Below are 25,689 nucleotides of genomic sequence, written 5' to 3'. Positions count from 1 at the left end.
TCACCCAAAAGCCAAGAAGCCGTGATCCTATAGGGATTGCGGCTTCTTGGTTTTTTAGGATGTTTGCCCAGTTGGAGAAGGATGGTCGTGTGTGGCGTGCAGCTTCCTGTAGAAAATTGATTATTTCCGAGATAGGTGCCGATTCCGATTGATTCCTTTTTCATAAATTAGGGTAGCTCCATTTTTGGCGAAAGGAGAATGAAATGAAAAAAACAGCAAAATTAAGAAAGATGATTCAGACGAATAACCTGGATTTCATCATGGAAGCTCACAACGGTTTATCAGCAAAAATCGTGGAAGAGGCGGGCTTTAACGGGATATGGGCCAGCGGACTTACCATCTCCGCAAGTTTAGGTGTCAGAGACAACAACGAAGCTTCCTGGACGCAGATATTGGATATGTTGGAGTTTATGAGTGACGCCACCTCCATTCCAATCTTGTTGGATGGGGATACGGGATACGGGAATTTCAATAATGCAAGGCGATTGGTGAAAAAATTGGAGCAGCGCAATATAGCCGGTGTGTGTATAGAAGATAAATTGTTTCCTAAAACCAACTCCTTTATCAACGGAGAAGCGCAACCACTGGCCGATGTAGAAGAATTTTGCGGCAAGATTAAAGCGATGAAAGACAGCCAATTGGATAAGGATTTTATTGTGGTTACAAGAGTGGAAGCTTTTATCGCAGGCTGGGGTTTACAGGAAGTATTGCGGCGGGCGGAGGCATACCGGCAAGCGGGTGCAGATGCTGTATTGATTCACAGTAAACGATCGGACTTGACAGAAATTGAAGCATTTATGAAAGAATGGAGCGGTAGACACCCCGTGGTCATTGTCCCCACAAAATATTATGCCACTCCAACGGAACGTTTCGCTGAATTAGGGGTTAACCTCGTGATATGGGCCAATCATAATCTACGGGCATCCATTGACGCCATGAAAATTATCTCGCAGCAAATTCGCCAACAGAAGAGTCTCATCGGTGTGGAGGGCAAGGTGGCATCGATCGACGAAATTTTCCGATTACAAGGAGCTGACGAGCTGCAAATGGCGGAAAAAAAATATCTTCCCGGTAAAAAGAGTGTAAGGTAATGCCGATGTTAAATACAAAAGGGTTTGGGGACGAACTGCAAAAGATGGGTTTTTCTTTTTATAGTGGTGTTCCATGTTCTTTTTTGAAAAGCTTCATCAATTACGCGATGAATGAATGCGAATATATTGCGGCGGCGAACGAGGGAGAAGCGGTGGCCATTTCTTCCGGAGCGGTGCTGGCAGGAAAAAAAGCCGTGGTTCTCATGCAAAATTCAGGGCTGACGAATGCAGTTTCCCCATTGGCCTCTCTTAACTATCCGTTTCAGATTCCGATCTTGGGATTTGTCAGCTTGCGCGGGGAACCGGGGACCTCTGATGAACCGCAACATGAGCTGATGGGAAAAATTACGACCGAAATGCTGGATTTGATGCAAGTGGAATGGCAATTTCTTGCAACGGATTTAGAAACAGCGAAAGGCCAATTGTGGCAGGCGAATAAGTGTATCACCAATAATCAACCTTTCTTTTTCGTTGTTAGAAAAGGGACATTTACTGATGAATTCTTGCAGAAAGAGATGGTTTCCTCATGTACCAACCGCATCAAGAGGATAAAAAATCCAACGATAAAGGAAGAGATGCCGCTCCGATACGAAGCACTTCACATCATTAACGGCTGGAAGGATAATCAAACCGCCGTGATCGCCACCACGGGAAAAACAGGCCGGGAATTGTATGAAATCGAAGATGCCCCGAATCACTTCTATATGGTCGGATCAATGGGGTGTGCCGCTTCGCTTGGACTGGGATTGGCGCTGGCTTGTCGCGATCTGGATGTTACGGTTATCGATGGCGACGGAGCGTTGCTCATGCGTATGGGGAGTTTAGCTACCAATGGCTATTACAATCCGGGCAATTTGCTTCATATCCTGCTTGATAATCATACCTATGATTCGACAGGGGGGCAGAGTACGGTCTCCGTTAATACTGATTTTGTGGAGATTGCCGCTGCCAGCGGATATACCAACTCCATCTACGTTCACAATCGAAAAGAATTGAAATCTGCCCTCAGCGAGTGGAAACAGAGCGGTGGACTAACTTTTCTCCATATGAGAATTGCTAACGGATCAAAAAGCCGACTGGGTCGTCCCAAAATGAAACCGTATGAAGTAAAAGAACGGTTACAATCTTTTATTAAGCAATAAGCCCCCTACTTCAAGTACATAAGTAGGGGGTTATTTACTCTCTGAATAAACGAAGGTGAGAAGATGGTTAAAAGAAATATTCTGTTGACGCCTGGACCCGCTACTACATCGGATCGTGTCAAATACGCTCAAGTCGTTCCCGATATATGCCCCCGTGAAGCGGAATTTGGCCAATTGATGGCATGGATCTGTATTGAATTAACCCGATTGGTGGGTGATCCAAAACCGATTGCGACGATATTGTTTGGCGGTTCAGGAACGGCGGCGGTGGAATCCATTTTAAGTTCGGTTGTGGATGAGGGTACATTGCTCATTGTCAACAATGGTGCCTACGGTAAACGGATGTGTGAGATTGCGGACGCCTACGGACTCGATTTTCAAATATTTAATAGTTCTCCTGAGAAGGGAATCGACTTAAACGCCTTAGAAAAGCGGATTAACCACTCTTCCCGAACGATTACACATCTTGCCGTTGTTCACCATGAAACGACTACCGGTCTCTTAAATGATATAGAGTCGATCGGTCAAATTTGCCGAAAACACCAAATCGAGTTGATCGTGGATGCAATAAGTTCCTTTGCAGCGATCCCCATCCAGATGAGAAGCATGAATATTAGTTTCCTGGCCGCCAGTTCCAATAAAAACTTGCAGGGAATGGCAGGGTTGGCTTTTGTAATCGCAGATCGCAGCAAGTTGGAACGCATTCGGCATCATCATCCGCGAAATTATTATTTAAATCTGTATAAGCAATATCAGTTTTTTTCCCAAACTTCCCAGATGCGTTTTACACCTCCTGTACAAACCTTATATGCCCTTAAACAGGCGATTATGGAGTTGAAACAAGAAGGAGTCGTGAGCCGATACAGACGATACGTCAAATCGTGGGAAACGTTGACGAAGGGAATTGCACGGCTTGGATTCAATCATATCGTCCCAGAGAAACATCACTCCAAATTGATTACGGCCATCCGTGAACCGGATTGCTCCAGGTATGATTTCAATCGCATGCACGACTACTTTTACAGTCGGGGTTATACCGTATATCCGGGCAAACTGGAACAGCTAAAAACCTTTAGAATCGCCAACATCGGTGAGATTGATCACAAAGATATTGAAGCGTTTTTAAGTTTGTTTGAACGTTACCTACATTCGATCGGTTATGTTTCGAAAGGGGAATAACCATGAAAAAAATTCGAAGAGGCGATAAATGGTTTAAATATTCATATATGGTGAAGAGTACCCATTTGGCTCCCCATATGCCGAAGACCTGTTTTTTTACCGCTGAATCGTTGCAGAAGATGATTACCCGTTATGGAGAGGTAATTTTGAAACCAGTGATAGGAAGTCGTGGATCGGGTGTGATCAAGGTGTCGTTTTTAAAAGAAAACGGTTATGAAATCCACACGGAAAACAAAAAAAAGGAAATCACAGAATTTGAAAATGTGGTCAACCATATCAAAAAAAAGATTGGATCCCGAAGATATCTGATTCAGCGGCGAGTCAGACTGTCCGAAATCGACAACCGTCCATTTGATATACGAATAATCGTTCAACGAAAAAAAAATTCCCGCTCATGGAAAGTAACAGGGAAAGTGGCCAAAGTGGCCGGAAAAGGGTATATCGTCACGAACATTACAAGAAGTAAAGGAACACTGCTCACGGTGGAGACTGCAATTGAACGATCGAGCTTAGAGCACATTTCTGTAAGCGAACTGACTGCAAAGATCGATCAAGTTGCTTTATTGTCAGCTCGAAGATTGACCAAGTTATTTCCTCACCATCGTATCTATGGATTGGACATGGGTTTGGATCAGAAAGGTCATATTTGGGTGATTGAAGCCAACACATCCCCCATGATGTCCCACTTTCGCAAAATGGAAGACAAATCGATGTATCGTCGAATTAAGGCATACAAACAAGGGTAACGCTTCTTTATAAGATCGTTTATTGCTATGATGAGGGGCATTCGATTACTGAAATAAATCTGCCTGTATCTTATACTTATATAGACAACCCCTCATCAACATTGTTTTTTCTGGAGGATGGATATGGAAAAGAAAAGCGAACAGGTAGATTCTTTGTCTCTCAACGTGTTTAACCGCTACCCGCTGTTGTTTGGTCCATCCCCTGTCCATCGGTTGGACCGGTTGACGGCTCACTTGGGCGGTGCGGAGGTATGGGCGAAACGGGAGGATTGTAATTCTGGGATTGCCTATGGCGGCAACAAAACGCGCAAGCTTGAGTATCTGGTCGCCGACGCATTGGCCCAGGGTTGTGATACGTTGGTATCGATCGGTGGTGTACAGTCCAACCATACCCGCCAGGTGGCGGCAGCTGCGGCTCGTGCCGGGCTCAAGTGTGTGCTTGTCCAGGAGAGCTGGGTTGATTGGCCAGATGCGGTGTACGATAAGGTTGGAAATATTTTGTTGTCCCGGTTGATGGGTGCGGATGTGCGTTTGGTGCAATCAGGCTTCGGTATCGGCTTTAAAGAAAGCTGGCAGCAGGCGCTCGCTGAGATCGAAGCTTCCGGGGGAAAACCTTACGCCATCCCCGCGGGGGCATCGGACCACCGACTGGGTGGACTCGGTTTTGCAAACTGGGCTTTCGAGCTTGCTGAGCAGGAACGTGAACTTGGTATGTTCTTTGACACCATTGTAGTCTGTTCAGTCACGGGCAGTACGCAAGCAGGTATGATTGCCGGATTTGCCGCACTGGGAGGGAAACCACGACGAATCATCGGCATTGACGGTTCCGCCAAGCCCGAGGAAACATGGGGACAGGTAGCACGGATTGCTCGCAACACTGCTGAACTTATCGGTGTCGATCGCGATCTTACTGATGAGGAAATCATTCTCAACGAAGATTACCATGCGGGTACATACGGTATTCCGGATGAGTCTACTCTAAATGCCATGCGGCTGGCTGCTCGTACGGAGGGATTGATTACTGATCCGGTATATGAGGGGAAATCGATGGCAGGGTTGATCGATCTCGTGACAAGTGGCGACATCGACAAAGACGCTAAAGTCCTTTATGTTCACTTGGGAGGCCAACCCGCCCTCAACGGCTACAGTGCCCTGTTCGGCTAATCGTTTGGGACCAAATTCTAAACTGATTTGTTTTCCGATCAATCGCTAAAATTGAAATTCAACATACAATATGGCAGGCGACTCGCCCAAATTCTCAGGGAAGGTGTTGTAGGGTGTTTGGGATCCATCAATCATGGCAGTCTGTCGTGGCGGAACTTAACCGCAGTATGTACGGGGAAGAAATGGTTTGCTCCATGAGTTCGCAGTTGTTTCACATTCCGGAAACGGAAAATTTACAAGGGAATGCGGAAATGCACAGTCATCTGGTTCCGGCATCGTATCATCGGGTGACGGCACTAGGATCAGCGCGACGATTGCAGAGCGGAGAGAGTGCCCGCTCGCTGATGAAGACACTAACCGCTTGCATTCAAAACGCAGAACGGCAAGACCGTGATGTACGTGCTGGTTTACAAGTGATGAGAAATGCGGCTCCCGCTGCGTACAAAACGTTTGTAGAAACGATAATCCGTTGGCAGGATTATACGGAACTCCATTTGCGAAATGCAAAGCAACTGACGAGCCAAATGACGGGAACACGATAGGAAGAGAAATTTTAGTCATCAAAAAAATTTTCCCGCCGCTACTTGTTGTTGGGCGGTTTTTTTTCGCCGTGGAACAAAAATGGAATTCTGTATAAGATAAAAAGGAATCCGTATTGAAAGGAGCCGTCATCATGCTATATTTACTCGCGGTCATTCTTCCACCGGTTGCGGTTTTGTTTGTAGGAAAGCCATTCCAAGCCTTGCTCAACCTGATCCTCACTTTAATTGGATGGCTTCCCGGTATGATTCATGCCATTCTAGTGGTGAACGAATACAAAGCGGATAAACGAGCAAAACGGCAGGCGGAGTATCTGGCTGCCGTAAGAAAGCGAGCATAGGCGCCAAGACCCAAAGATTGAGTTGGTAAAACCGGGAGGCTGATTTCCGCGAAGTGCCCGATAAAGGATATTCGGTGCACCTGCTGCCCTCTGTTCTCAAATTTTTCACCTTTACACCCTGTAAACAGGGTGTTTTTTTCGCTTCTGTATGTGTTCCATTCTCCAGAGCATACTAGGGTTGGAAAAGGAGGGCGAATCATGTCAGATGAAACGACCACTCAGCCGGCACCGGAAGTGGAACGGGATAAGGATACACACAAAAAGAACGCAATGGACGCGATTCGGCAATTGGGGCAAGCCAATGTGCCGCAATTGGAATCCAATATTTATTGTTTATCGGTGATTGGGCAGGTGGAAGGCCACTTGGTGATGCCAGCCCAAAACAAAACGACAAAGTATGAGCATGTAATCCCCCAGATTGTAGCGGCGGAGCAAAATGAAAACATCGAAGGCATCATCGTTATTTTGAATACCGTCGGCGGCGATGTAGAAGCGGGGTTGGCGATCGCTGAAATGATCGCGTCTATGAGCAAACCCACGGTTTCATTGGTGTTGGGGGGAGGGCACAGCATCGGGGTGCCGATCGCTGTCAGCGCCAATGTCTCCTTTATCGCGGAGACGGCTACCATGACGATTCATCCAGTTCGGTTGACGGGGTTAGTGGTGGGTGTGCCGCAAACCTTTGAATACATGGAAAAGATGCAGGAACGGGTGATTCGATTTGTGGCCAACCATTCCAATATCTCACAGGAACAATTCCGGGAATTGATGTTTCGTACTGGAGAGTTAGCCCGAGACATCGGAACCAATGTGATCGGCTCGGATGCCGTTCAACACGGGTTAATCGACCGTGTGGGAGGATTGGGGGAAGCGTTGGCAGAACTCAACCGGCAAATAGAAGAGAGCCGCAGTGGAGGGATTGTTCAATGATCTATTATTCAGTGATACCGGCGGAGACGGCTTTGACGGATGAAACGGAAATCTCAAATGTGCGGGAAGTGAGTATCAATGGGGTGATGATGCAAGTAGAGATGATTGGTCCAGGACAAGGGCGTATCCAGCGTCTTCTGTCCCCGGAACCCCACCATTATCTGGACGCTCGCTATCAGCCGGGTCAATCAATTGCGATTCCACTACAATGACAAATGCGTTATTACCGCAACAAACCCCCTTCAAATCACATGGAGGGGGTTTTGTACTATAATTGGAGGCTCTTTCCATGCTATAATGGTGGTGAAACGAGCGGTGGAAAAAGGTGATCGAAATGGCAAAATCCAAAGGTAGAAAAAAGAAGGCGAAAGCATCTAAAGTAGCGGTGTTAAAGGAGGCCATTCGATTTGAACTGTATGCCATCATTTTGCTGACCCTGTCTCTTCTGACCATTGCACAACTGGGAGCGGTGGGCCGATCGTTTACATACCTGTCCCGTTTTTTTGTTGGTAACTGGGATTTCCTTTTACCTTTGGCCGGTATTTTCGTTGCGGGTTATCTGGCATTGAAGCGGCAGTGGCCGCAGGAGTGGTCATCCCGGTGGACGGGGATGCTGTTGTTATTGTTGGCGTTTTTGATTTGGAACCATATCGATACATTTGACGGTCTTCAACAACGGGGACTGGACGGGTCCGTTATTCCGGTCACCTGGGATTTGATCCTGGAGGAACGGCAATCCCGTTTGCCGACAGATATTGGCGGAGGGATGGTAGGGGCATTGGGTTACGCCTTGTTTCTCTATCTGTTTGATCGAGGCGGTTCTACGATTGCAGTTGTTGCTGTGGGGATCGCAGGAGCACTGTTGGCGAGTGGATTTTCTTTTGTGCAGACAATGGAGCGTTTGCGCGATTGGAGTCGGCAAACGCTCCAGGAGTGGAAAGCCCGTTTGAGTCAGATCGTCGGCCGGATGAAACAGAGGGATTTGCATAAACAAAAACCAAAACGGATGAAAAAAGAGACTGTAGCGGAAGAGGAAATACCAGTAATTCACGACTTTTCCGACAAAGAGGTTCCAAAGAGGTGGGAACAACCGGAATTGTTTCCACCAGGACAAGAACCCCCTTCCCCATCGAAGGTGGAGAAAAAAGTTTCACCACCGCTGGAGAGTGGGCCAAAAGAAGAAAAAAATACGGGTGGTGTGGTCGTTCAATTCAACCATGATCAGGATATGTCGGAATACCGGCTTCCTCCTTATTCGCTGTTGGAAAAGCCAAAAAACAAAGGGCGTAGCCGTGAACGTCTCGACATGACGGAAAACGCCAAAAAGCTAGAGGCCACGTTGGCCAGTTTTGGCGTCAAGGCTAGAGTGACGCAAATTCATCGGGGGCCTGCTGTGACCCGATATGAGGTGCAACCCGATATTGGTGTCAAAGTGAGTCGCATCGTTAATCTGTCCGATGATATTGCCTTATCGCTGGCGGCTAAGGATATTCGCATCGAGGCTCCCATTCCCGGGAAGGCGGCCGTGGGGATTGAGGTACCCAATCCGGAGATCTCCATCGTCGGTTTGCGCGATGTGCTGGAAAGCTCCCATTATCATGAATCACCGTCTAAGCTTTCCATCGGTCTGGGGCGGGATATCTCGGGCGAGCCGATTGTAGGCGACCTGGCAAAGATGCCGCATTTGTTGGTGGCTGGTGCCACGGGGGCGGGAAAAAGTGTCTGTATCAACGATATCATCTGCAGTATCCTGTATAAAGCGAAGCCCAATGAAGTGAAGTTTATGATGATCGATCCTAAGATGGTGGAGTTAAATATCTACAATGGCATCCCCCATCTGTTGACACCGGTGGTGACCGATTCACGCAAAGCGGCGATTGCTCTAAAAAAAGTGGTGGCGGAGATGGAGAAGCGCTATGAGCTTTTTGCTGATTCCGGTGCCCGAGATATTGAGCGGTATAATCGGATTCAACAAGAGCGGGAAGGAAAAGAGGGTGCCACGCTTCCCTATATTGTGGTGATTGTGGATGAGTTAGCCGATTTGATGATGGTGGCTCCCGCAGATGTGGAAGATGCCATCTGCCGGTTAGCGCAAATGGCCCGGGCGGCGGGAATCCATTTGATTATCGCTACCCAACGCCCCTCTGTCGATGTGATTACCGGGGTGATTAAAGCCAACATCCCATCCCGCATCGCCTTTGGGGTTTCCTCCCAAGCGGACTCTCGCACCATCTTGGATATGGGCGGTGCCGAAAAGTTACTGGGACGGGGGGATATGTTATATTTGCCGGTCGGAGCTTCTAAACCGATCCGTGTACAAGGATCATTTCTGTCGGATAAAGAGGTGGAAGCGGTTGTCCGGTTTGTGAGTGATCAGCAGCAAGCACGTTATCAGGAAGAGATGATCCCAGAAGATGTCGGCGAGGAGATGGAGCAAAAAGTAGAGGATGAGCTTTTTCCGCAAGCAGTCCAGCTTGTGGTGGAGGCTAAAACCGCATCGGTTTCGCTGTTGCAGCGTCGCCTCCGCATCGGCTATACCCGTGCGGCCCGGCTGATCGATTTTATGGAACAACGGGGCATCGTCGGCCCTTATGAAGGGAGCAAACCACGTGAAGTGTTGATGGGACCTGAACAATGGAACCTTCATCAACAAAAACGGGATGCTTGACCACTCCCCATGCGTAAAGGCAGGGGATTCACCACAGGCACTTCCTACGGTCGTTTGGGTAATCCTCGGTAGCGCGAGGATATGGAGAGCGGTTTGTGCCCATTTTACTACTCAGGAGGCAATCCCTCCTGTTTATTTTTGTCTAGGTATTTAGGCGGTGTATTTAACGCAAACTAGTAGCAAAAAGGGATAACCCATGGTATAACAGTAGAGGAGCATGTACGCTGGACAGGATAACGGAAAGGCTCACGATTTGGTTGGAAGGACATTTGTACAATCAATCCATTGGATAGAGGTTGATACAATCAAACTTCCATCGTCTGGTTGATTTCCGTTTGTCCACCACACAAGGGGGTTTTTGTAAATGTCTTTTAAAAAAGCTTGGGCAGCGGGTCTCTTGTGCGCTGTATTGGTTGTTTCCACTGCTTGTGGCGGAGCGGGAAGTAGCGACGGTGGCGACAAAGCCGAACTTAGCACCGCTCTGGTTACCGATACCGGCGGTTTAAACGACGAATCTTTTAACCAAATTTCTTGGGCCGGTTTGCAACAGGCAGAGAAAGAATTAAACGCTGACATCGCTTATCTCGAATCGAAACGGGATGAAGATTATGTTCCCAACTTAACCAAGTTTGCTCGTGATGGGCGCGATATCACTTGGGGAATCGGGTTTAAATTTGAAAAAGCACTCCCTGAGGTGGCCAATCAGTTCCCGGATGCCAAGTTTGGGATTGTAGATACCAATCTGGGTGGAGACATCCCGGAAAACGTCGTGGCTGTCACCTTTAAGGAAGAGGAAGGCTCCTTTTTGATGGGAGTGATTGCCGGCTCCATGACAAAAACGGATAAAGTGGGCTTTATCGGTGGGGTAACTTCCCCTCTGATCAAGAAGTTTGAAGCGGGCTTTACCGCCGGGGTGAAATCGGCTAACCCTGATGCCAAAGTGGTCCCCGCTTATGCAGAAAGCTTTAATGATGTATCCAAAGGGCGTTCGCTAGCCGCCAATATGTATAATGACGGCGTCGATGTGATTTATCACGCTGCTGGTGGCGTTGGCAAAGGATTGTTTGACGAAGTGAAAACCCGTGAGCAAGGGAAATATTGGGCGATCGGCGTCGATATGGATCAGTCGAAACTAGCCCCGGATCATACCCTCAGTTCTATGATTAAACGGGTGGATGTGGCTGTTTTCGATATCGTAAAAGATCTGAAAGAAGGTAAGTTTGAAGGCGGTAAGCAGGTGGAGCTAAGCTTGGCCGATGACGGTGTGGATATCGCAGAAAACACGGATAAGCACGTTCCGGAGGATGTATTAAAAACCGTGGATGAGTATAAGCAGAAGATTATTGATGGTGAAATTGAAGTGCCTGCCACTGAAAAGGAGTTAAAGGCATTTTTGAAGTAAGTTTCTCACCTGCATCAATTGGATGGCAATTGAAACAGGGCTGGCGATAAGCTAGCCCTGTTTCTCAGGTAAGAAAGGGGGATTTTGCGTTGAACGTCGTGGAAATGAAAGAAATCACGAAGCGATTTCCCGGTATCGTCGCCAATGACGGCATCAATTTGACGGTGAAGCAGGGAGAGGTTCACGCATTGCTGGGGGAAAATGGTGCCGGGAAATCGACGTTGATGAACATCTTGTTCGGCTTGTATCAGCCTGATGAAGGAGAGATCCACATTAAAGGCGATCCTGTCACGATTACGGGACCGTCTGATGCAGGCAGGTTGGGGATTGGGATGGTTCATCAGCATTTTATGTTGGTAGAGCCCTTTACTGTAACAGAAAATATTATTCTTGGTGTAGAGCCCAACCGCCGCGGGTTTATTGACCGCGAAAAAGCAGAGCGGGAAGTACAGGAGATCTCGGACCGGTATGGATTACGTGTCGATCCTCGTGCTCGAATTCGCGATATCTCTGTCGGCATGCAACAGCGGGTGGAGATTCTAAAAACGTTGTATCGAGGGGCGGATATCCTCATTTTTGATGAGCCGACAGCGGTATTGGCTCCGCAGGAGATTGATGAGTTGATTGAGATTATGCATAATCTCGTTCGGGAAGGGAAAACGATTATTTTTATCACCCATAAATTAAAAGAGATTATACAAGCTTGCGATACGGTTACTGTGATCCGGCGTGGGAATTATATTGGTTCCGTCAATGTGAAAGAGACGGACCAAAACCGCTTAGCCGCGATGATGGTGGGACGGGAAGTCTCTTTCCAAGTGAATAAAAAACCGGCTGAACCCACAGAACAGGTGTTATCGGTTGAAAATTTAGTTGTTGCCGATGCTCGTGGGGTTGATGCGGTGCGAGGATTAGATTTGGATGTGCGTGCCGGGGAGATTGTGGGACTGGCCGGAGTAGACGGCAACGGACAATCGGAGTTGCTGGAAGCGATCACCGGTTTGCGCAAAGTCCGGTCCGGTCATGTTCGAATCAATGGAAAAGCGATTACCAATAAAAAACCACGGCAAATCACCCGTTCCGGTGTAGGGCATATCCCAGAGGATCGTCATCGCCGCGGATTGGTGCTCGATTTCTCTATCGGAGAAAACATGGTGTTACAAACCTATGCTCAAGCTCCTTTTTCCAAGGGGATGGTGATGCAGTTTCCCCAGATACATCGCTACGCCGACAAGTTGATCCAGGAATTTGATGTGCGTACGCCAGATGTTCACACCTTGGCTCGCTCTTTATCAGGAGGCAACCAACAAAAAGGGATTATTGCCCGGGAAGTGGATCGGGACCCGGATCTCCTCATTGCTGCTCAACCCACCCGAGGCTTGGATGTGGGGGCGATTGAGTTTATCCATCGCCGCCTGATTGAACAGCGGGATCGTGGCAAGGCCGTTCTCCTGATGTCCCTTGAACTGGATGAAGTGTTAAAACTGAGCGACCGTGTTGCCGTCATCTATGAAGGAAAGATTGCCGGTTGGGTTGATCCGGCGACCGTCACCGAAGAAGAAGTCGGGTTGTTGATGGCTGGCGGTCAACCAGGGGCGGAGGTGGATGTCTGATGCAATTACTCTCCAAAATCAATAAACAGGCGTCGTTGTTGGCGGCTGTTATTTCGGTACTGATGGGGATGTTGATAGGAGCGGTTATGATGCTGGTGGCGGGATACAATCCGCTGGTGGCTTATAGTGCTCTCTTTCAAAGCGCTTTTTTAGAACCCTTTGATATGGGTGAGACGATTCGGACGATTACACCGTTGATCCTCACCGGTTTAGCGGTGGGACTCGCCTTTCGTACGGGATTGTTTAATATCGGGGTAGAAGGACAATTGATTATCGGCCAGTTGGTGGCGGTGATTGTCGGCTTAAAATTGGACTTGCCACCGGTTATCCATGTGACAGTCGCCGTGATGGCCGGAGCTTTGGGCGGAGCCTTATGGGCGGCGATTCCAGGATTGTTGAAGGCGCTTAGAGGGGTTCATGAAGTGATTATCACCATTATGATGAACTTTATCGCCCTTTATCTGGCCAATGTGACGGTGCGGGAATGGCTGACCAGTGGGGCTGATTCTACTGCCCGCATCCCGGAGTCGGCATCGTTGCGCTGGGAGTTTCTCTCCGATCTATTTGGACACTCGCGGATTCACTTGGGGATCTTTGTGGCGCTGTTGGCTGCACTTTTGATGTATTTTATCTTATGGCGCACAACTCTGGGCTTTGAATTGCGAGCGGTCGGACTCAATCAACATGCGGCGGAGTATGCAGGCATGGGTGTCAAACGGGGTATTATTTTATCGATGATGATCAGCGGCGGCTTCGCTGGGTTGGCCGGAGCCACCGAGCTGTTGGGTACTTCCGAATATTTATCGATCCAGTCGGCTTTTACGGGAATCGGCTTTGACGGAATCGCTGTCGCTCTCTTAGGCGCCAATTCTCCGATCGGGATTGTGTTGAGCGCAACCCTGTTTGGTGTGCTCACTTATGGGGGAAGCAGCATGCAGTTTGCCGCCGGTGTACCCTTTGAAGTGATCCGGGTCGTGTTTGCGGCGATTATCCTGTTTGTGGCTGCTAATGTCGCTAGCTGGCTGATGCAGAAGTTGAAGGCGGTGAAAAAGTGATGGAAACATGGACAAATGTGCTACAAACCACCGTTCTTTATGCAACACCACTAATCTTAGCGGCGATGGGCGGGTTGTTTTCGGAACGGTCCGGGGTGGTTAATATTGGCTTGGAAGGGTTGATGACCATCGGCGCTTTTGCTGCAGCCGTCACGACGCTGATGACCGGCAATCCTTGGGTGGGGCTGTTGGTCGCTATGGTTGCCGGTATCCTGTTCGCGGTTCCACACGCGGTGGCGTCGATTACATTTCGCGCTGATCAGGTGGTTAGTGGGGTTGCCATTAATTTTCTCGCACTAGGAATTGCGGTCTATACGGTGAAATCGATGTACGACGGCGCGGCACAAACACCAGCCATTCCGTCTGCGGATACATTGAACCGGCTGCCGATTCCCGGGTTAACCGAGATTCCGGTGATCGGACCCGCATTGTTTAACGCCTTTCCCACTACTTATATCGCTGTGATTGTGGTCATCCTCTCCTATGTCATTCTGTACCGCACCCCCTTTGGTATGCGTTTGCGCGCGGTGGGGGAACATCCGCGAGCGGCAGCGACCAATGGCATTTCCGTGATCCGGTTGCGCTATATTGCGGTTCTGATCAGTGGAGCCTTAGCAGGCCTTGGTGGGGCGGGGCTTTCCATCGCCATCGCCAGTGAATTTAACCAGACGACTGTTGCCGGACAAGGATTTATCGCATTGGCGGCGTTGATTTTTGGCAAATGGAACCCCTTCGGCGTGCTGGGAGCGGCCACCTTTTTCGGATTTGCCGTCTCCCTTTCCCTCATCGGTCAATTGATTGGATTGACGGCGTTTGTACCTTCCGAGGTGCTCAGTATGACGCCTTATATCTTGACGATCCTCGCCTTGGCTGGTTTTGTCGGACGGGCGGAAGGGCCTGGTGCCTTAGGAAAACCGTATGAAGCCGATGGTCGCTGATGATCCACTGTTGAAACCGGTCGCTTTTTTGGCGGTCGGTTTTTTGTGTGTATGGAAACATTTCTTTAACGGTCGGTCATACTATGGAACAATAGGAAGTAGATCTTTTCCATGACGGAAGCGATCCTCTATAATGAAAAAGACACGAACAAAGAAAAGGGGTGTGGTTGTGACGGAATCGCTGCGTTTTGAAAGCTTTCAAGCGGGAAATGTGCATGTGCACGTCTGTTCCACGGAAAAATTTAAGACCAATCTGTTGATGGCAATGGTGCAACAGGAGCTATCTTCCCAACATGTAACACAACACGCGCTACTACCCAGTGTATTACAGCGGGGCACACGCTCGTATCCAACAACCCTGGGCCTAAAACGGAAGTTGGATGAGCTGTACGGTGCCGGTCTGTTCGGTGATGTGGGCAAACGAGGGGAAAACCACGTATTGCAGTTGGGGTTAGAAGTGGCCAATGAACGGTTTTTATCCGGCACCTCCTCTTTGTTGGAGGAAGGGGCGGCTTTTTTAGGCGAAGTATTGCTACACCCGGCGACGGATGGGGACCGATTTGCAGACGGCTTTGTCCAAGCGGAAAAAAAGAATCTAAGGCAAAAAATTGAGAGTCTCATGGATGATAAAATCCGTTATGCTGCCCATCGTTGCGTCTCTGAGATGTGTGCCGGCGAACCCTATGCCTTGTTTAACCATGGGCGTGTGGAAGATTTCGATCACATCGACGCGGACACTCTTTATACATACTATCGTCAATTATTACAATCCCGACCGCTGGATTTGTACTTTGTCGGCCATCTGTCGCGGGCGGAAGTGGAGTCGTTGGTGAAGCGCCATTTTCAAGTGGAAGGAGGGAAGCGTTCAACCCCACAGCGCACCCAAGTGCGGACGGAAGTGAACGAGGTAAAACATGTGGTCGACCGGCTAAATATCAAACAAGGCAAGCTTAATATGGGCTTCCGCACGCCGGTTACGCTGGTGGATGACGCTTATCCCGCCCTGTTGATGTATAACGGGATTCTAGGTGGATTTCCACATTCTAAGCTGTTTATCAATGTGCGCGAAAAGGCGAGTCTCGCTTATTACGCTGCTTCCCGGATCGAAAGCCACAAAGGGATCTTAACGGTACAGTCGGGGATTGAGATTGAAAACTACCAACGGGCGGTCGATATCATTCAGGAGCAGATTGAAATGATGGCCCAAGGAAAAATCAACGATACGGAATGGTCCCAAACCCGCACGATGTTGATTCATCAACTGCGTGAACGGCAAGACCGGGCATACGATTTGATCGATGCACACTATCACGGTGTGCTGTCAGGTCGGGAGCGTCCTTTGGAAGAGATGATCCAGGAGTTGGAAGCGGTGACGCAGGAGGATGTAATCGCCATCGCCCGCCAGGTGAAGCTGGATACGATATACTTTCTGCGGGATCAGAAGGGAGGAGCCGACGATGGAACGGATTGAACATCAACAGTTAGAAGAGACGTTGTACTATGAACAATTGCCCAATGGACTGCAAGTTTATTTACTGCCGAAACCGGGTTTTAATAAAACCTATGCTACTTTTACCACCCGTTACGGTTCGATCGACAATCACTTTCAGCCGCCGGGTGGTGAGGAAATTCAAGTTCCTGACGGCATTGCTCACTTTTTGGAGCACAAAATGTTTGAGAAAAAAGACGGAGACGTATTTAATCTTTTTTCACAACAAGGCGCTTCCGCCAATGCTTTTACCAGCTTTGACCGCACTGCCTATCTCTTCTCTTGCACGGAGAATGTAGAACAAAACTTGACTACACTGATCGATTTTGTGCAGGACCCGTATTTTACCGATCAATCGGTAGAGAAGGAAAAAGGAATTATCGGTCAGGAGATTCGCATGTATGACGACAACCCGGATTGGCGTTCCTACTTTGGATTGATTGAGTCAATGTATGCCGCCCATCCGGTTAAAATCGATATCGCAGGAACAGTGGAGTCGATCGCCAAAATCGACAAAGAAGCGCTTTATACCTGCTACAAGACCTTTTATCACCCCAGCAATATGTTGTTGTTTGTGGTGGGAGCGATTGAGCCGGAATCAATTATGGAGCTGGTGCGCAACAATCAGGCGGCAAAATCATATCAAGCGATGGACGAAATCGGCCGCTTCTTCCCGGATGAGCCGGAGAAAGTGAATCAAGCCCAGCTGGAGATTCAGTTGAGTGTTGGGATCGCCAAATGCTTATTCGGTTTTAAAGAGAGCCCCCATGCGGTCCGTCTGCAAGGGGAAGACCTGGTTCGGCAGGAGCTGGCGACCGAGGTGATGTTGGAAGCGATTTTCGGCGAAGGCTCCGATCTGTACCAATCCCTCTATGATGAGGGGCTAATCGATGATCATTTTGGCTATGATTACAGCTTGGAACAAGGATATGGCTTTTCGGTCATCGGAGGGGATACACCGGACCCGGACACTCTCGTGAAACGGATTCAAGCGGCTTTACCGGAAATCCAGGCACAAGGCATTCCCGCTGATGTGGTGGAACGGATTCGTAAGAAAAAAACAGGCGGCTATATGCGTTCGCTCAACTCTCCCGAATGGATCGCCAACCGCTTTACCCGTTATAAGTTTAACGATGCCGATCTATTCCAGATCGTGCCCTTGCTGGAATCGCTCTCTGCCGATGATGTCAATCGACGCTTGCAGGAGCATATCGATTGGGAGCGCTTTGCAGTATCAACGGTGCGATCACATTAGGGATTGACCCGAGAACGGTTTATACGACGCTGGCCCGCGCCTGATCAGGCGCGGTTTTTCTGTAAAAGGGAGGGGGAGCGATGTGAATAAGGATCTAGCGAATCAAATCGCCTTTATCTCTGGTGGCAGCCGCGGGATCGGCGCCGCTGTGGCGAAGGCTTTAGCTGATGCAGGTGCGGATGTGGCGATTAACTACAATCGCTCACACCAACAGGCGGAACGGGTGGCTGATCGATGTCGGAAAAAGGGAGTGAAAGCGATAACCGTTCAAGGCGATGTCCGCTTTCGCTCCCAAGTGGAGGCAATGGTGGATCAGGTGGAACAGGCTTGGGGGGCACCTGCCCTATTGGTGCACAGCGCCGGCGTTGTAGGAGAGAGTGATGTGTTCCAACTGGTGGATGACGAGGAATACGATCGTGTGATGGATGTTCATGTACGTGGGGCGTTTTTCTTGATTCGACGCCTTTTACCTGATATGGTGCGAAACCGATATGGCCGCATCATCATTCTCTCTTCGGTCTGGGGGGAGTCCGGGGGAGCGGGAGAGGTGCTTTATTCTACCGCCAAGGGAGCTTTAAACGGATTGGTTCGCTCATTGGGGAAAGAGACGGCACCGTCAGGAATCACTGTTAACGCGGTTGCTCCTGGAGCGATTCGGACTGAGATGTTGGATCAGCAGCTCACAACGGTGGAACAACATGCTTTAGCTACCGATATACCGGTAGGAAGGCTGGGAGAGCCTGCTGAGGTAGCTTCGTTGGTTCGTTGGCTCTGTGAGAGACAAGCGGCTTATGTGACGGGGCAAGTCTTTCATATTGACGGCGGGTGGACGGTTTGACGGTGGAATAGAGATTGTATCTTTGGATCATATTATCCATGGAAGACAGGTTTTGAAAAAGGAGGCAAATATCCATGTCGGTCTTGAACAACTTCCAAGAATGGAAAAACTTCTTGAACCAGCGGGTGGAACAAGGGGAAGCTTTTGGGATGGATAAAGAGGCGATCACCGATGTCGCCTATCAGATTGGGGATTATCTAGCGAAGGATGTCGATCCTAAAAACGAACAAGAACGGTTGTTAAAAGAGTTATGGGATTGTGCGGATGAAGAAGAGCAGCGTACAATTGCTGGGTTGATGGTAAGGCTGGTCCAAGGTGGAGAGCAGCAACATTAACACATTAGAAAACAAGAGGGAAAGATCCGTCTAAAGGTGGATCTTTCCCTCAATTGGCCTATTATGGATCTGTTAATCGCATTGCGCCCTTTAAAATAAGGGCGTTTGTTTTTGATTCACCATTATTTCTTAGCTGGATAGGGTTCGCTTCTTCTTAAACATATGATATACTAAAAACCAAATTTGCTCGGCTTTCCAATCTACAGAACACTTTGATAGAGGATTTGCTGGGAAAGGTGTGTTTGAATGGGCGGTCATGATTGGTACTTAGAATATCAGATTCACAAAAATCGTCCTGGATTATTGGGTGATATTGCCTCGTTATTGGGGATGCTTTCCATTAATATCTTAACCATTAACGGAGTAGAGAACAAACGGCGTGGCATGCTTCTTAGAACTGATGATGAATTAAAAATCGATGCACTCAAACAAATTCTGAATCGAGTGGACAATATCACGGTGACCGCCATCCGTCCACCCACACTGATGGATCGTATGGCCGTTCGCCATGGACGCTACTTGGATCGTTGTCTGGAGGATGAGCGAACCTATCGTTTTACCCGGGAAGAGCTTGGATTACTGGTTGACTTTATGGCCGAGCTGTTCCAAAAAGAAGGGCATCAAGTAGTGGGAGTCAGAGGGATGCCCCGTGTGGGCAAGACGGAATCCATCGTCGCTTCCAGCGTATGTGCCAATAAACGATGGACCTTTTTATCCTCGACGCTGCTAAAGCAAACGGTTCGCAAACAATTGGCAGATGATGAGATGACTCCCAACAATGTGTATATCATCGACGGGATCGTCTCCACCCTGCGCTCGACTGAACGACACCATTTGTTGGTGCAGGAGATTATGCGTATGGGGGCAACCAAGGTAATTGAACACCCGGATATTTTTGTGCGGGAAACGGAATTTACTTTTGCTGATTTTGATTATATTATCGAGCTGCGCAATCATCCCGATGAAGCCATCTCATATGAGGTTTTGGACAATGATATGGCGGCCTTTGATATACGATAAGGAAAGGAAAATAGGAGGTGTCCCATGTGTCAGGTATCGGTTCTTATCTGAAACAAACCCGTGAATCGTTGGGTTACACCTTGGATCAAGTGCAAAAGAGCACCAAGATCCATATCGAGTACCTGCGTGCTCTGGAAAACGATCAATACGACGCCTTACCCAGTGCATTTTATGTGCGGGCTTTTTTACGCACATATGCACATAGCCTCGGTTTGGACGCGCAACCGCTGCTCGATCGTTATGAGCGATATGCCGCGTCGGGGCGTCCCTCTGTCCGTCGAATGTCCCAACCCTCGCCGCAGAAATCAGACAACAGGCCGACGCTACCTCCCACCCGCAATAAGATGTCCGGCACTCATCCCCGTATCGGGCGCACTTATTCACCGCAGTCGCAACGAATGGCACCACCAGTTCAACCGACACAGCCGTCGATGGACGAGCAACAGCAGCAGGCGCAATACTATACAGGTCAAACCCCACCGGTTCAACCGACACAACCGTCGAAACCACCAGCGCAAGAATACCAGTCTTCTCGTGCTACACCCCCCTCACCGTCGACACCAGCTGTTGAACAAATGGGACAAGCCACCCAGCGAATGCAACCGGCCGCGATGCAACCACAACCGATGCAACCGCAACCGACGCGCTCTGCTTCCAAGCAGGAATCGGTCAGCCAGAACACCTTTACTCCTCGTCGGGTAAGCCAAGAGGTGAGTAGAGGGATCGAGCAGGGGGACGGGAAACCGAAAAAGAAAAAAGCGAACTGGTTTGTACGCGTAGCCGCTGTCGGCGCACTGATATTGATTCCTCTCGGCGCGTATGTTTCCGGTGTGTGGCCGTTTACCTCCTCACAGGCGATCGATTCGGAGCAACCACAAAATCAGGATACAGCCAACAGTGGTAGCACTCCGACAGTGGATGCCCAAACCCCGGATGAGATTAAGCTGCAGGTGGCGGAATCCGGAAGCGATATGGAGGGGGATCTGTACACCCTGGAAGGGGCGGAACAGATTGAAATTGAGATTAAGGCAAACAAAGGAGATAGCCAATTTCGCTTCGGCAATAAAGTGAACGATTCCGATGGAGAGGCTTTTGAGCTCCAGATTGGCGACCGCAAAAAGATCACCGATGATACGATGGTATGGTTCCGCTTAGGATCACCCTCCAACACCGAGATTAAGGTTAACGGCTTGGAGATCGATACCACAGCCCAAGATGTTCCTAAAAGTTATCGCATTCAGTTGGAGAAATAAATCGTTCTGATTTTCATTGTAGGAGGTGGGCCGGGGTGTCGATGGAAATCGGTCACCGACTCCGGCAAGCCAGAGAATCGATGGGTTATACCCTTGAGGAGATGGCAGAAGAAACCCAGATTCATGTTTCCTATCTGGCTGCATTAGAAGCCGGGGATTGGAACAGTTTGCCCAGCCCCTATTATGCCCGCGCCTACCTGCGCACCTATGGAAGCAGTCTGGGGTTGGATCCAAAATCCTTAGTGCAACAAGTACGAAGGACCGGTGGAGGCGTGGAATCTCGTCGCTCCACTCGACCCTCCCCGAAGACGGGAACACACCAACGGAGACGAACACTCCCCCCTGAACCGTTATCGGGGGAAGATGGGAAGCAGGTTGGATCACGGCGGGGAAAAAACGACCGGCGGCAGGGACATCCCGAGAGCGGAGCTGCCGTCGAGGAGACGGCTGCAGGCCAACTGGCGCTTCCCTCTCGGGGATCCAGTGGGGCACGCCGCCCCAGCCTGCCACCGGATATGCCGGAGCCGCAGGAGTTAGGACTGTCTCCACGAAAGAAGACGAGACAGTCACTTCCTCCTTCGCCAGTCGTTGAAGCAGAAGAGGATCAGCAAAGCTCCCGCTTACATAGCACTCATGCTGAAGATGGAAATCAACTTTCCCGCACCGCTCGTTCCAAACGGGGTAAGGAAGGAAAAAGTTCCAAACAGACGCTAGTGACATGGCATATTCGCTTGCTCAAGTGGGGTGCCATCCTCTTGATTCCCGCTACGATTGGCTTGATCTGGTTGACGTTCTTCAGCGATGGGGGCGACGCGCAACCGGAGACATCGGAAAAAACAGAGGGCGAAACAGCAGCTGCTGAAGAGAGAGCGGAAGAAACGGATTCCGCTCCAGCTTCAGATACGGTATTAACCCCAATCGAAACCGGAGAGAACATTCACGACCGCTATGAATTGACGGGTGCGGATCAGATTGAACTGCAACTGAAGGCAACAGGAGAGTGCTGGTTTCAGATTCGAAGCCAGGAGGCGGGAGGGATGTTGGAAGATAAAGTGTTAAATACTGGTGACACTTTTCCGTTTTCATATGAAGATGGAAAAACCCTGTGGTTGCAGCTGGGTAATGCTTCCAATGTCGATGTTACTGTAAACGGTAAAAAGGTGAATACCAATTATCAAGGCAGTAAACAAATTCAAATCAACCGGGTGAATTAAAGGCTCTCGAATATCTCGGGAGCCTTTTGACATGAGACTTTTCGCTCCGTTATACTGAACGGGGACAAGGCGTGGTTTTAAGGTTGAAGCTTGTCTGGGAGTCTGTAAAATTTTTATCATCAGACCTATCCTAGGCAGACACGTCCCCGCTTCAAACTTCAGGGGACGTAGGAGGTGGGAACACGGCATGTCCAATCCGACGGATCAGTTGCGGGAAGCGCGGGAACGAGCCGGGCTTTCGTTGGAAGACGTACAACAACGGACTAAAATTCAGGTTCAATACTTGGAAGCGATTGAAAAAGGAGAGTTTGAACGTTTACCCGGCAGTTTTTATGCCCGGGCCTTTATCCGATCGTATGCCGAACATGTAGGTGTGGAGCCGTTACCTCTGGTAAAGTTTTATGAGCAAGAGACACCAACGGAAGCGGAAGAAAACGGGGGGGAACAATCCCTTTCCTCCTTAAGCCGCCGACAACGATATGCTCGCAAATCCCGGCACAAGCAGTTTAAGGGTTTCTCTTTTTCCTTCCCTCGCTCCATTCTCCCCAAGGGATATGCATGGCTGCTGCTGGTATTGTTCATCTTGTTGATTCCCGCCGTCATCTATGTTTTTAAGGTATATGGTGACGACGGTGGAAAGGAAGAGGCTCAGGGACAAGTATCTGCTGAAGCCGCCCAGCAAGAGGAGGATGGCGATGAAGTTGTTGTGGAATTAGTACAGCCCGCGGAGACATATGAGTATGGAGATGTGTTTGAGATCAGCAACGCTGAGCAGGCGGAAGTTACGTTAGAGGCCAAAGGGGACACTCGGTTTCGATATCGCGCCGGTGGACCAAAGGAAGAGGTAACCGAAGAAGCCGATTTGGCCAAGGGGCAGTCAAAGACCTTTACACACTCCAGTTGGGTTTCGATTTTTATTCAAAATCCTGATCAGGTTGAGTTGACGGTGAACGGTCATGTGATTGATACCACTGAAGCGACGGAAGCACAGGCGTACCAATTGAAGATAAAAAAATAGGACAATCCTATCCATTAAATTGATGACAAAGTGGGGGCTCAGGGTCCGATTTCGGTCTCTGGCCTCTTTCCCTTTCACTGATGAAGGATTATCCACGCAAAAGGTGCTACACTGGAAATCGTATCCCTCTTCCATTCATCAGTCGGAAGGGGTTTTTTCACCCCTTGCAAGTTCGACAGGTTTATGGGTACAATGAAACCACTGAGTGCGGAAACACTTTAAACTATCAACTGAGCGGGATCTCGTCACTTCTACATTAGGGCTTGACCGTTGGATATTCGCATCCGATCGCCCCAACACCAACGGCATCGAAACATATAGGGAGTGCCTTGGAGGGTTTATTTGTGTGGGAGGCAAGTCAACCTTACAGAAGAATTGCGAGAGTGGAAAAGTGCGTGCCACTAAGCCCGCCCAGCGTGCCGGGCTTGTTTTGCCTTCCCGGTGTCCGGACGCCGGGACCCGTTCCAAAAGCGGACAAGGGGATGTGCCGCTTTTCTATTTAAAAATAGGATCCGTCGCGCTCAATAACCGCGGGGTGTTCGTATCTGAATGGCACCTGGCGTGTTTTGATTTCGCGGGGGGAGGTTCGTCGACGTGAATCTAGCCAATAAAATCACGCTTGCCCGCATCTTTTTGGTACCGGTGGTTATGATTTTTCTTCTGGTCAAGTATGATATGGGACAATTCCAGGTGGGGCAAGGCGTCATCACCGTCAGCGAAATTATCGCTACTTTGGTGTTTATCCTGGCTGCAGTCACTGACGGTCTGGATGGGTATATCGCCCGGAAAAAGAAATTGGTTACCAATCTGGGGAAATTTTTAGACCCATTGGCGGATAAATTGTTGATTTCTGCTGCGTTGATTTCTTTGGTGGAAATGCAGCGATTGGATGCATGGATTGCGATTGTCATCATCAGCCGTGAATTTGCTGTCACGGGTCTTCGCTTAGTGGCAGCTGCTGAAGGAGAGGTTATTGCTGCCAGTCCGATGGGTAAACTGAAAACGATCATCCAGATTATCGCCATCGCTGCTTTGATGTTGAACAATTTCCCCTTCTCCTCCATCGCGTTTCCGTTCTCCCAGATTTTTATCGGGTTGGCGGTTGTGATCACCGTCTGGTCGGGCATTGATTATTTTTTGAAAAACCGACGCGTGATCCGATTTTCTAAATCCCGATGAGGGAGAAAGGGGTGGCTGGTTTGCGGGCTGAATTGGTTGCGGTGGGAACAGAGTTGTTGTTGGGGCAGATTGTGGACACCCACTCTGCCTATTTGTCACGTTTCTTGTCCGATATCGGCATCGATGTGTTCTACCACACTGCTGTGGGTGATAACCAAGCGCGCCTGCAGGATGTGATCCGAGCCGCTCACTCCCGCTCTGATCTGGTAATTTTTACTGGAGGATTGGGTCCGACGGAAGACGATTTAACCAAGGAAGCGGTTTCCGCAGTATTGGGATTAGATTTGGTTGAACATCCTCCCTCTGTCAAGGCGTTGGAGGAGCTGTTCATCGAGCGGGGATTAGATGTTCCAGCCTCAAACTACAAACAGGCGCTGGTCTTCCCACAGGGAACCGTTTTCCCCAACCCTAACGGAACCGCTCCAGGAGTAGCCGTCACCCATGACGGAACCACATTCGTCCTCCTTCCGGGACCGCCGGTGGAGCTTTATCCGATGGTCGAGAACGAGGTGCGTCCATTCCTGGAAGCGTTGCTCCCTACCAAAGAAGTGCTGCTTTCCCATGTGCTTCGTTTTTATGGGATTGGTGAGTCCCATCTGGTAAAAAAGGTTGAGCCACTCATTCAGCACCAGTCCAATCCGACAATTGCCCCGTTGGCGAAGGAAGGGGAAGTGACGCTACGTTTAACGGCCAAAGCTGCGGATCACAAGCAGGCATGGAATTTGATCCAGCCTGTTAAAGCAGAAATCGTAAAACAAGTGGGTCACTATCTCTACGGTGTAAATGATGATACCTTAGAAGTGGTGGCGATACGGGCTTTGTCCGAAAAGAGGCAAACCGTCGCTTTGGCTGAAAGCTGCACAGGCGGGCTGATTGCCCGAATGCTGACGGCGATTCCCGGTGCCAGCAATGTGTTCCGTGGTGGCTTTGTCAGTTACAGCGATGATGCAAAACAGAAGTGGTTGCACGTATCTTCGGAAGTGCTCGCCTCCGCTGGAGCGATCAGCGAAGCGGCTGCCCGGTCGATGGCGGAAGGGGCGATGGCGCAATTGGACGCCGACTGGGGTGTGAGTGTAACCGGGGTAGCGGGCCCTGATCCCGCTGAAGGGAAGCCTGTGGGGTTAGTTTTCCTTGGAATCGCAGCAAAGGAGGGAAAGACAACCGTACATCGTCTCTCCTTACGGGGTTCCAGGGAAAAAATTCAGATCCGGGCTGCCAAACATGCCTTGTTTATTCTACAGGAACGTTTACGAGGAACGTTTAGAGAAAGGTGAAACGAC

At 49.4% G+C, this 25,689-nt stretch carries 24 protein-coding genes; all 24 read left to right on the top strand.

Annotated elements, in window-relative coordinates; genetic code table 11:
- The first annotated feature begins 203 nt into the window (after window positions 1-203).
- The gene (gene aepX / locus C8J48_RS07495) at window positions 204-1,091 is read left to right on the top strand and encodes a phosphoenolpyruvate mutase (protein WP_107725684.1); all 888 of its coding nucleotides are present in this window, start codon (window positions 204-206) and stop codon (window positions 1,089-1,091) included.
- A 5-nt stretch (window positions 1,092-1,096) separates the two neighbouring features.
- A complete protein-coding gene (aepY, locus tag C8J48_RS07490) occupies window positions 1,097-2,233 on the top strand; it encodes a phosphonopyruvate decarboxylase (RefSeq protein ID WP_107727639.1) in 1,137 nt (378 codons plus the stop codon).
- A 63-nt stretch (window positions 2,234-2,296) separates the two neighbouring features.
- The gene (locus tag C8J48_RS07485; RefSeq protein WP_107725683.1) at window positions 2,297-3,412 is read left to right on the top strand and encodes a 2-aminoethylphosphonate aminotransferase; all 1,116 of its coding nucleotides are present in this window, start codon (window positions 2,297-2,299) and stop codon (window positions 3,410-3,412) included.
- Window positions 3,413-3,414: 2 nt separating this feature from the next.
- Complete coding sequence (locus C8J48_RS07480) at window positions 3,415-4,158, top strand: YheC/YheD family protein (protein ID WP_211316602.1); 744 nt, start codon at window positions 3,415-3,417, stop codon at window positions 4,156-4,158.
- Window positions 4,159-4,281: 123 nt separating this feature from the next.
- Window positions 4,282-5,322: a 1-aminocyclopropane-1-carboxylate deaminase gene (locus C8J48_RS07475; protein WP_211316601.1), complete on the top strand. Its 1,041-nt coding sequence runs from the start codon at window positions 4,282-4,284 to the stop codon at window positions 5,320-5,322.
- Window positions 5,323-5,435: 113 nt separating this feature from the next.
- Window positions 5,436-5,864 carry a hypothetical protein gene (locus C8J48_RS07470; RefSeq protein ID WP_245891091.1) on the top strand — a complete coding sequence of 143 codons (429 nt, stop codon included), beginning with the start codon at window positions 5,436-5,438 and terminating at the stop codon, window positions 5,862-5,864.
- 131 nt (window positions 5,865-5,995) lie between these two features.
- Window positions 5,996-6,202: a YqaE/Pmp3 family membrane protein gene (locus C8J48_RS07465; RefSeq protein WP_107725682.1), complete on the top strand. Its 207-nt coding sequence runs from the start codon at window positions 5,996-5,998 to the stop codon at window positions 6,200-6,202.
- A 198-nt stretch (window positions 6,203-6,400) separates the two neighbouring features.
- Complete coding sequence (locus tag C8J48_RS07460) at window positions 6,401-7,132, top strand: ClpP family protease (protein WP_107725681.1); 732 nt, start codon at window positions 6,401-6,403, stop codon at window positions 7,130-7,132.
- On the top strand, window positions 7,129-7,344 hold the full coding sequence (locus tag C8J48_RS07455; protein ID WP_107725680.1) for a YlzJ-like family protein: 216 nt from the start codon (window positions 7,129-7,131) through the stop codon (window positions 7,342-7,344). The genes C8J48_RS07460 and C8J48_RS07455 overlap by 4 nt, the downstream gene beginning before the upstream one ends.
- Window positions 7,345-7,466: 122 nt before the next feature.
- On the top strand, window positions 7,467-9,800 hold the full coding sequence (locus tag C8J48_RS07450; RefSeq protein ID WP_107725679.1) for an FtsK/SpoIIIE family DNA translocase: 2,334 nt from the start codon (window positions 7,467-7,469) through the stop codon (window positions 9,798-9,800).
- Between the two features lie 364 nt (window positions 9,801-10,164).
- The gene (locus C8J48_RS07445) at window positions 10,165-11,202 is read left to right on the top strand and encodes a BMP family lipoprotein (protein WP_107725678.1); all 1,038 of its coding nucleotides are present in this window, start codon (window positions 10,165-10,167) and stop codon (window positions 11,200-11,202) included.
- Between the two features lie 104 nt (window positions 11,203-11,306).
- Entirely contained in the window at window positions 11,307-12,815 is a 1,509-nt protein-coding gene (locus C8J48_RS07440; protein ID WP_107727635.1) for an ABC transporter ATP-binding protein, read from the top strand.
- Window positions 12,815-13,870 (top strand): ABC transporter permease, encoded by a 1,056-nt coding sequence (locus C8J48_RS07435; protein WP_107725677.1) that lies wholly within the window; start codon window positions 12,815-12,817, stop codon window positions 13,868-13,870. The genes C8J48_RS07440 and C8J48_RS07435 overlap by 1 nt, the downstream gene beginning before the upstream one ends.
- Entirely contained in the window at window positions 13,870-14,808 is a 939-nt protein-coding gene (locus C8J48_RS07430) for an ABC transporter permease (protein WP_107725676.1), read from the top strand. The genes C8J48_RS07435 and C8J48_RS07430 overlap by 1 nt, the downstream gene beginning before the upstream one ends.
- Before the next feature lie 169 nt (window positions 14,809-14,977).
- Window positions 14,978-16,279 (top strand): EF-P 5-aminopentanol modification-associated protein YfmF, encoded by a 1,302-nt coding sequence (gene yfmF / locus C8J48_RS07425; protein WP_245891090.1) that lies wholly within the window; start codon window positions 14,978-14,980, stop codon window positions 16,277-16,279.
- A complete protein-coding gene (yfmH, locus tag C8J48_RS07420; protein WP_107725674.1) occupies window positions 16,266-17,552 on the top strand; it encodes an EF-P 5-aminopentanol modification-associated protein YfmH in 1,287 nt (428 codons plus the stop codon). The genes yfmF and yfmH overlap by 14 nt, the downstream gene beginning before the upstream one ends.
- Window positions 17,553-17,634: 82 nt before the next feature.
- Window positions 17,635-18,390: an elongation factor P 5-aminopentanone reductase gene (ymfI, locus tag C8J48_RS07415; RefSeq protein ID WP_170105269.1), complete on the top strand. Its 756-nt coding sequence runs from the start codon at window positions 17,635-17,637 to the stop codon at window positions 18,388-18,390.
- A 74-nt stretch (window positions 18,391-18,464) separates the two neighbouring features.
- Window positions 18,465-18,725, top strand: coding sequence for a DUF3243 domain-containing protein (locus C8J48_RS07410; RefSeq protein ID WP_107725672.1), 261 nt, complete (start codon window positions 18,465-18,467; stop codon window positions 18,723-18,725).
- A gap of 246 nt (window positions 18,726-18,971) precedes the next feature.
- On the top strand, window positions 18,972-19,745 hold the full coding sequence (locus tag C8J48_RS07405) for a DUF3388 domain-containing protein (protein ID WP_107725671.1): 774 nt from the start codon (window positions 18,972-18,974) through the stop codon (window positions 19,743-19,745).
- A gap of 26 nt (window positions 19,746-19,771) precedes the next feature.
- Window positions 19,772-20,998: a helix-turn-helix domain-containing protein gene (locus tag C8J48_RS07400; RefSeq protein WP_170105267.1), complete on the top strand. Its 1,227-nt coding sequence runs from the start codon at window positions 19,772-19,774 to the stop codon at window positions 20,996-20,998.
- Window positions 20,999-21,039: 41 nt separating this feature from the next.
- On the top strand, window positions 21,040-22,212 hold the full coding sequence (locus tag C8J48_RS07395; RefSeq protein WP_245891191.1) for a helix-turn-helix domain-containing protein: 1,173 nt from the start codon (window positions 21,040-21,042) through the stop codon (window positions 22,210-22,212).
- A 187-nt stretch (window positions 22,213-22,399) separates the two neighbouring features.
- Window positions 22,400-23,230 (top strand): helix-turn-helix domain-containing protein, encoded by an 831-nt coding sequence (locus tag C8J48_RS07390; protein WP_107725668.1) that lies wholly within the window; start codon window positions 22,400-22,402, stop codon window positions 23,228-23,230.
- Between the two features lie 594 nt (window positions 23,231-23,824).
- Window positions 23,825-24,409 carry a CDP-diacylglycerol--glycerol-3-phosphate 3-phosphatidyltransferase gene (pgsA, locus tag C8J48_RS07380; protein ID WP_107725666.1) on the top strand — a complete coding sequence of 195 codons (585 nt, stop codon included), beginning with the start codon at window positions 23,825-23,827 and terminating at the stop codon, window positions 24,407-24,409.
- Between the two features lie 20 nt (window positions 24,410-24,429).
- Window positions 24,430-25,683, top strand: a complete 1,254-nt coding sequence (locus tag C8J48_RS07375; protein ID WP_107725665.1) for a competence/damage-inducible protein A — start codon at window positions 24,430-24,432, stop codon at window positions 25,681-25,683.
- The last annotated feature ends 6 nt before the right edge of the window (window positions 25,684-25,689 follow it).

It is taken from the genome of Desmospora activa DSM 45169 (assembly GCF_003046315.1).
Classification (GTDB): domain Bacteria; phylum Bacillota; class Bacilli; order Thermoactinomycetales; family DSM-45169; genus Desmospora; species Desmospora activa.
The sequence above is the reverse complement of the archived record's forward strand: the minus strand, read 5'-3'. Positions and strand labels throughout refer to the sequence as shown.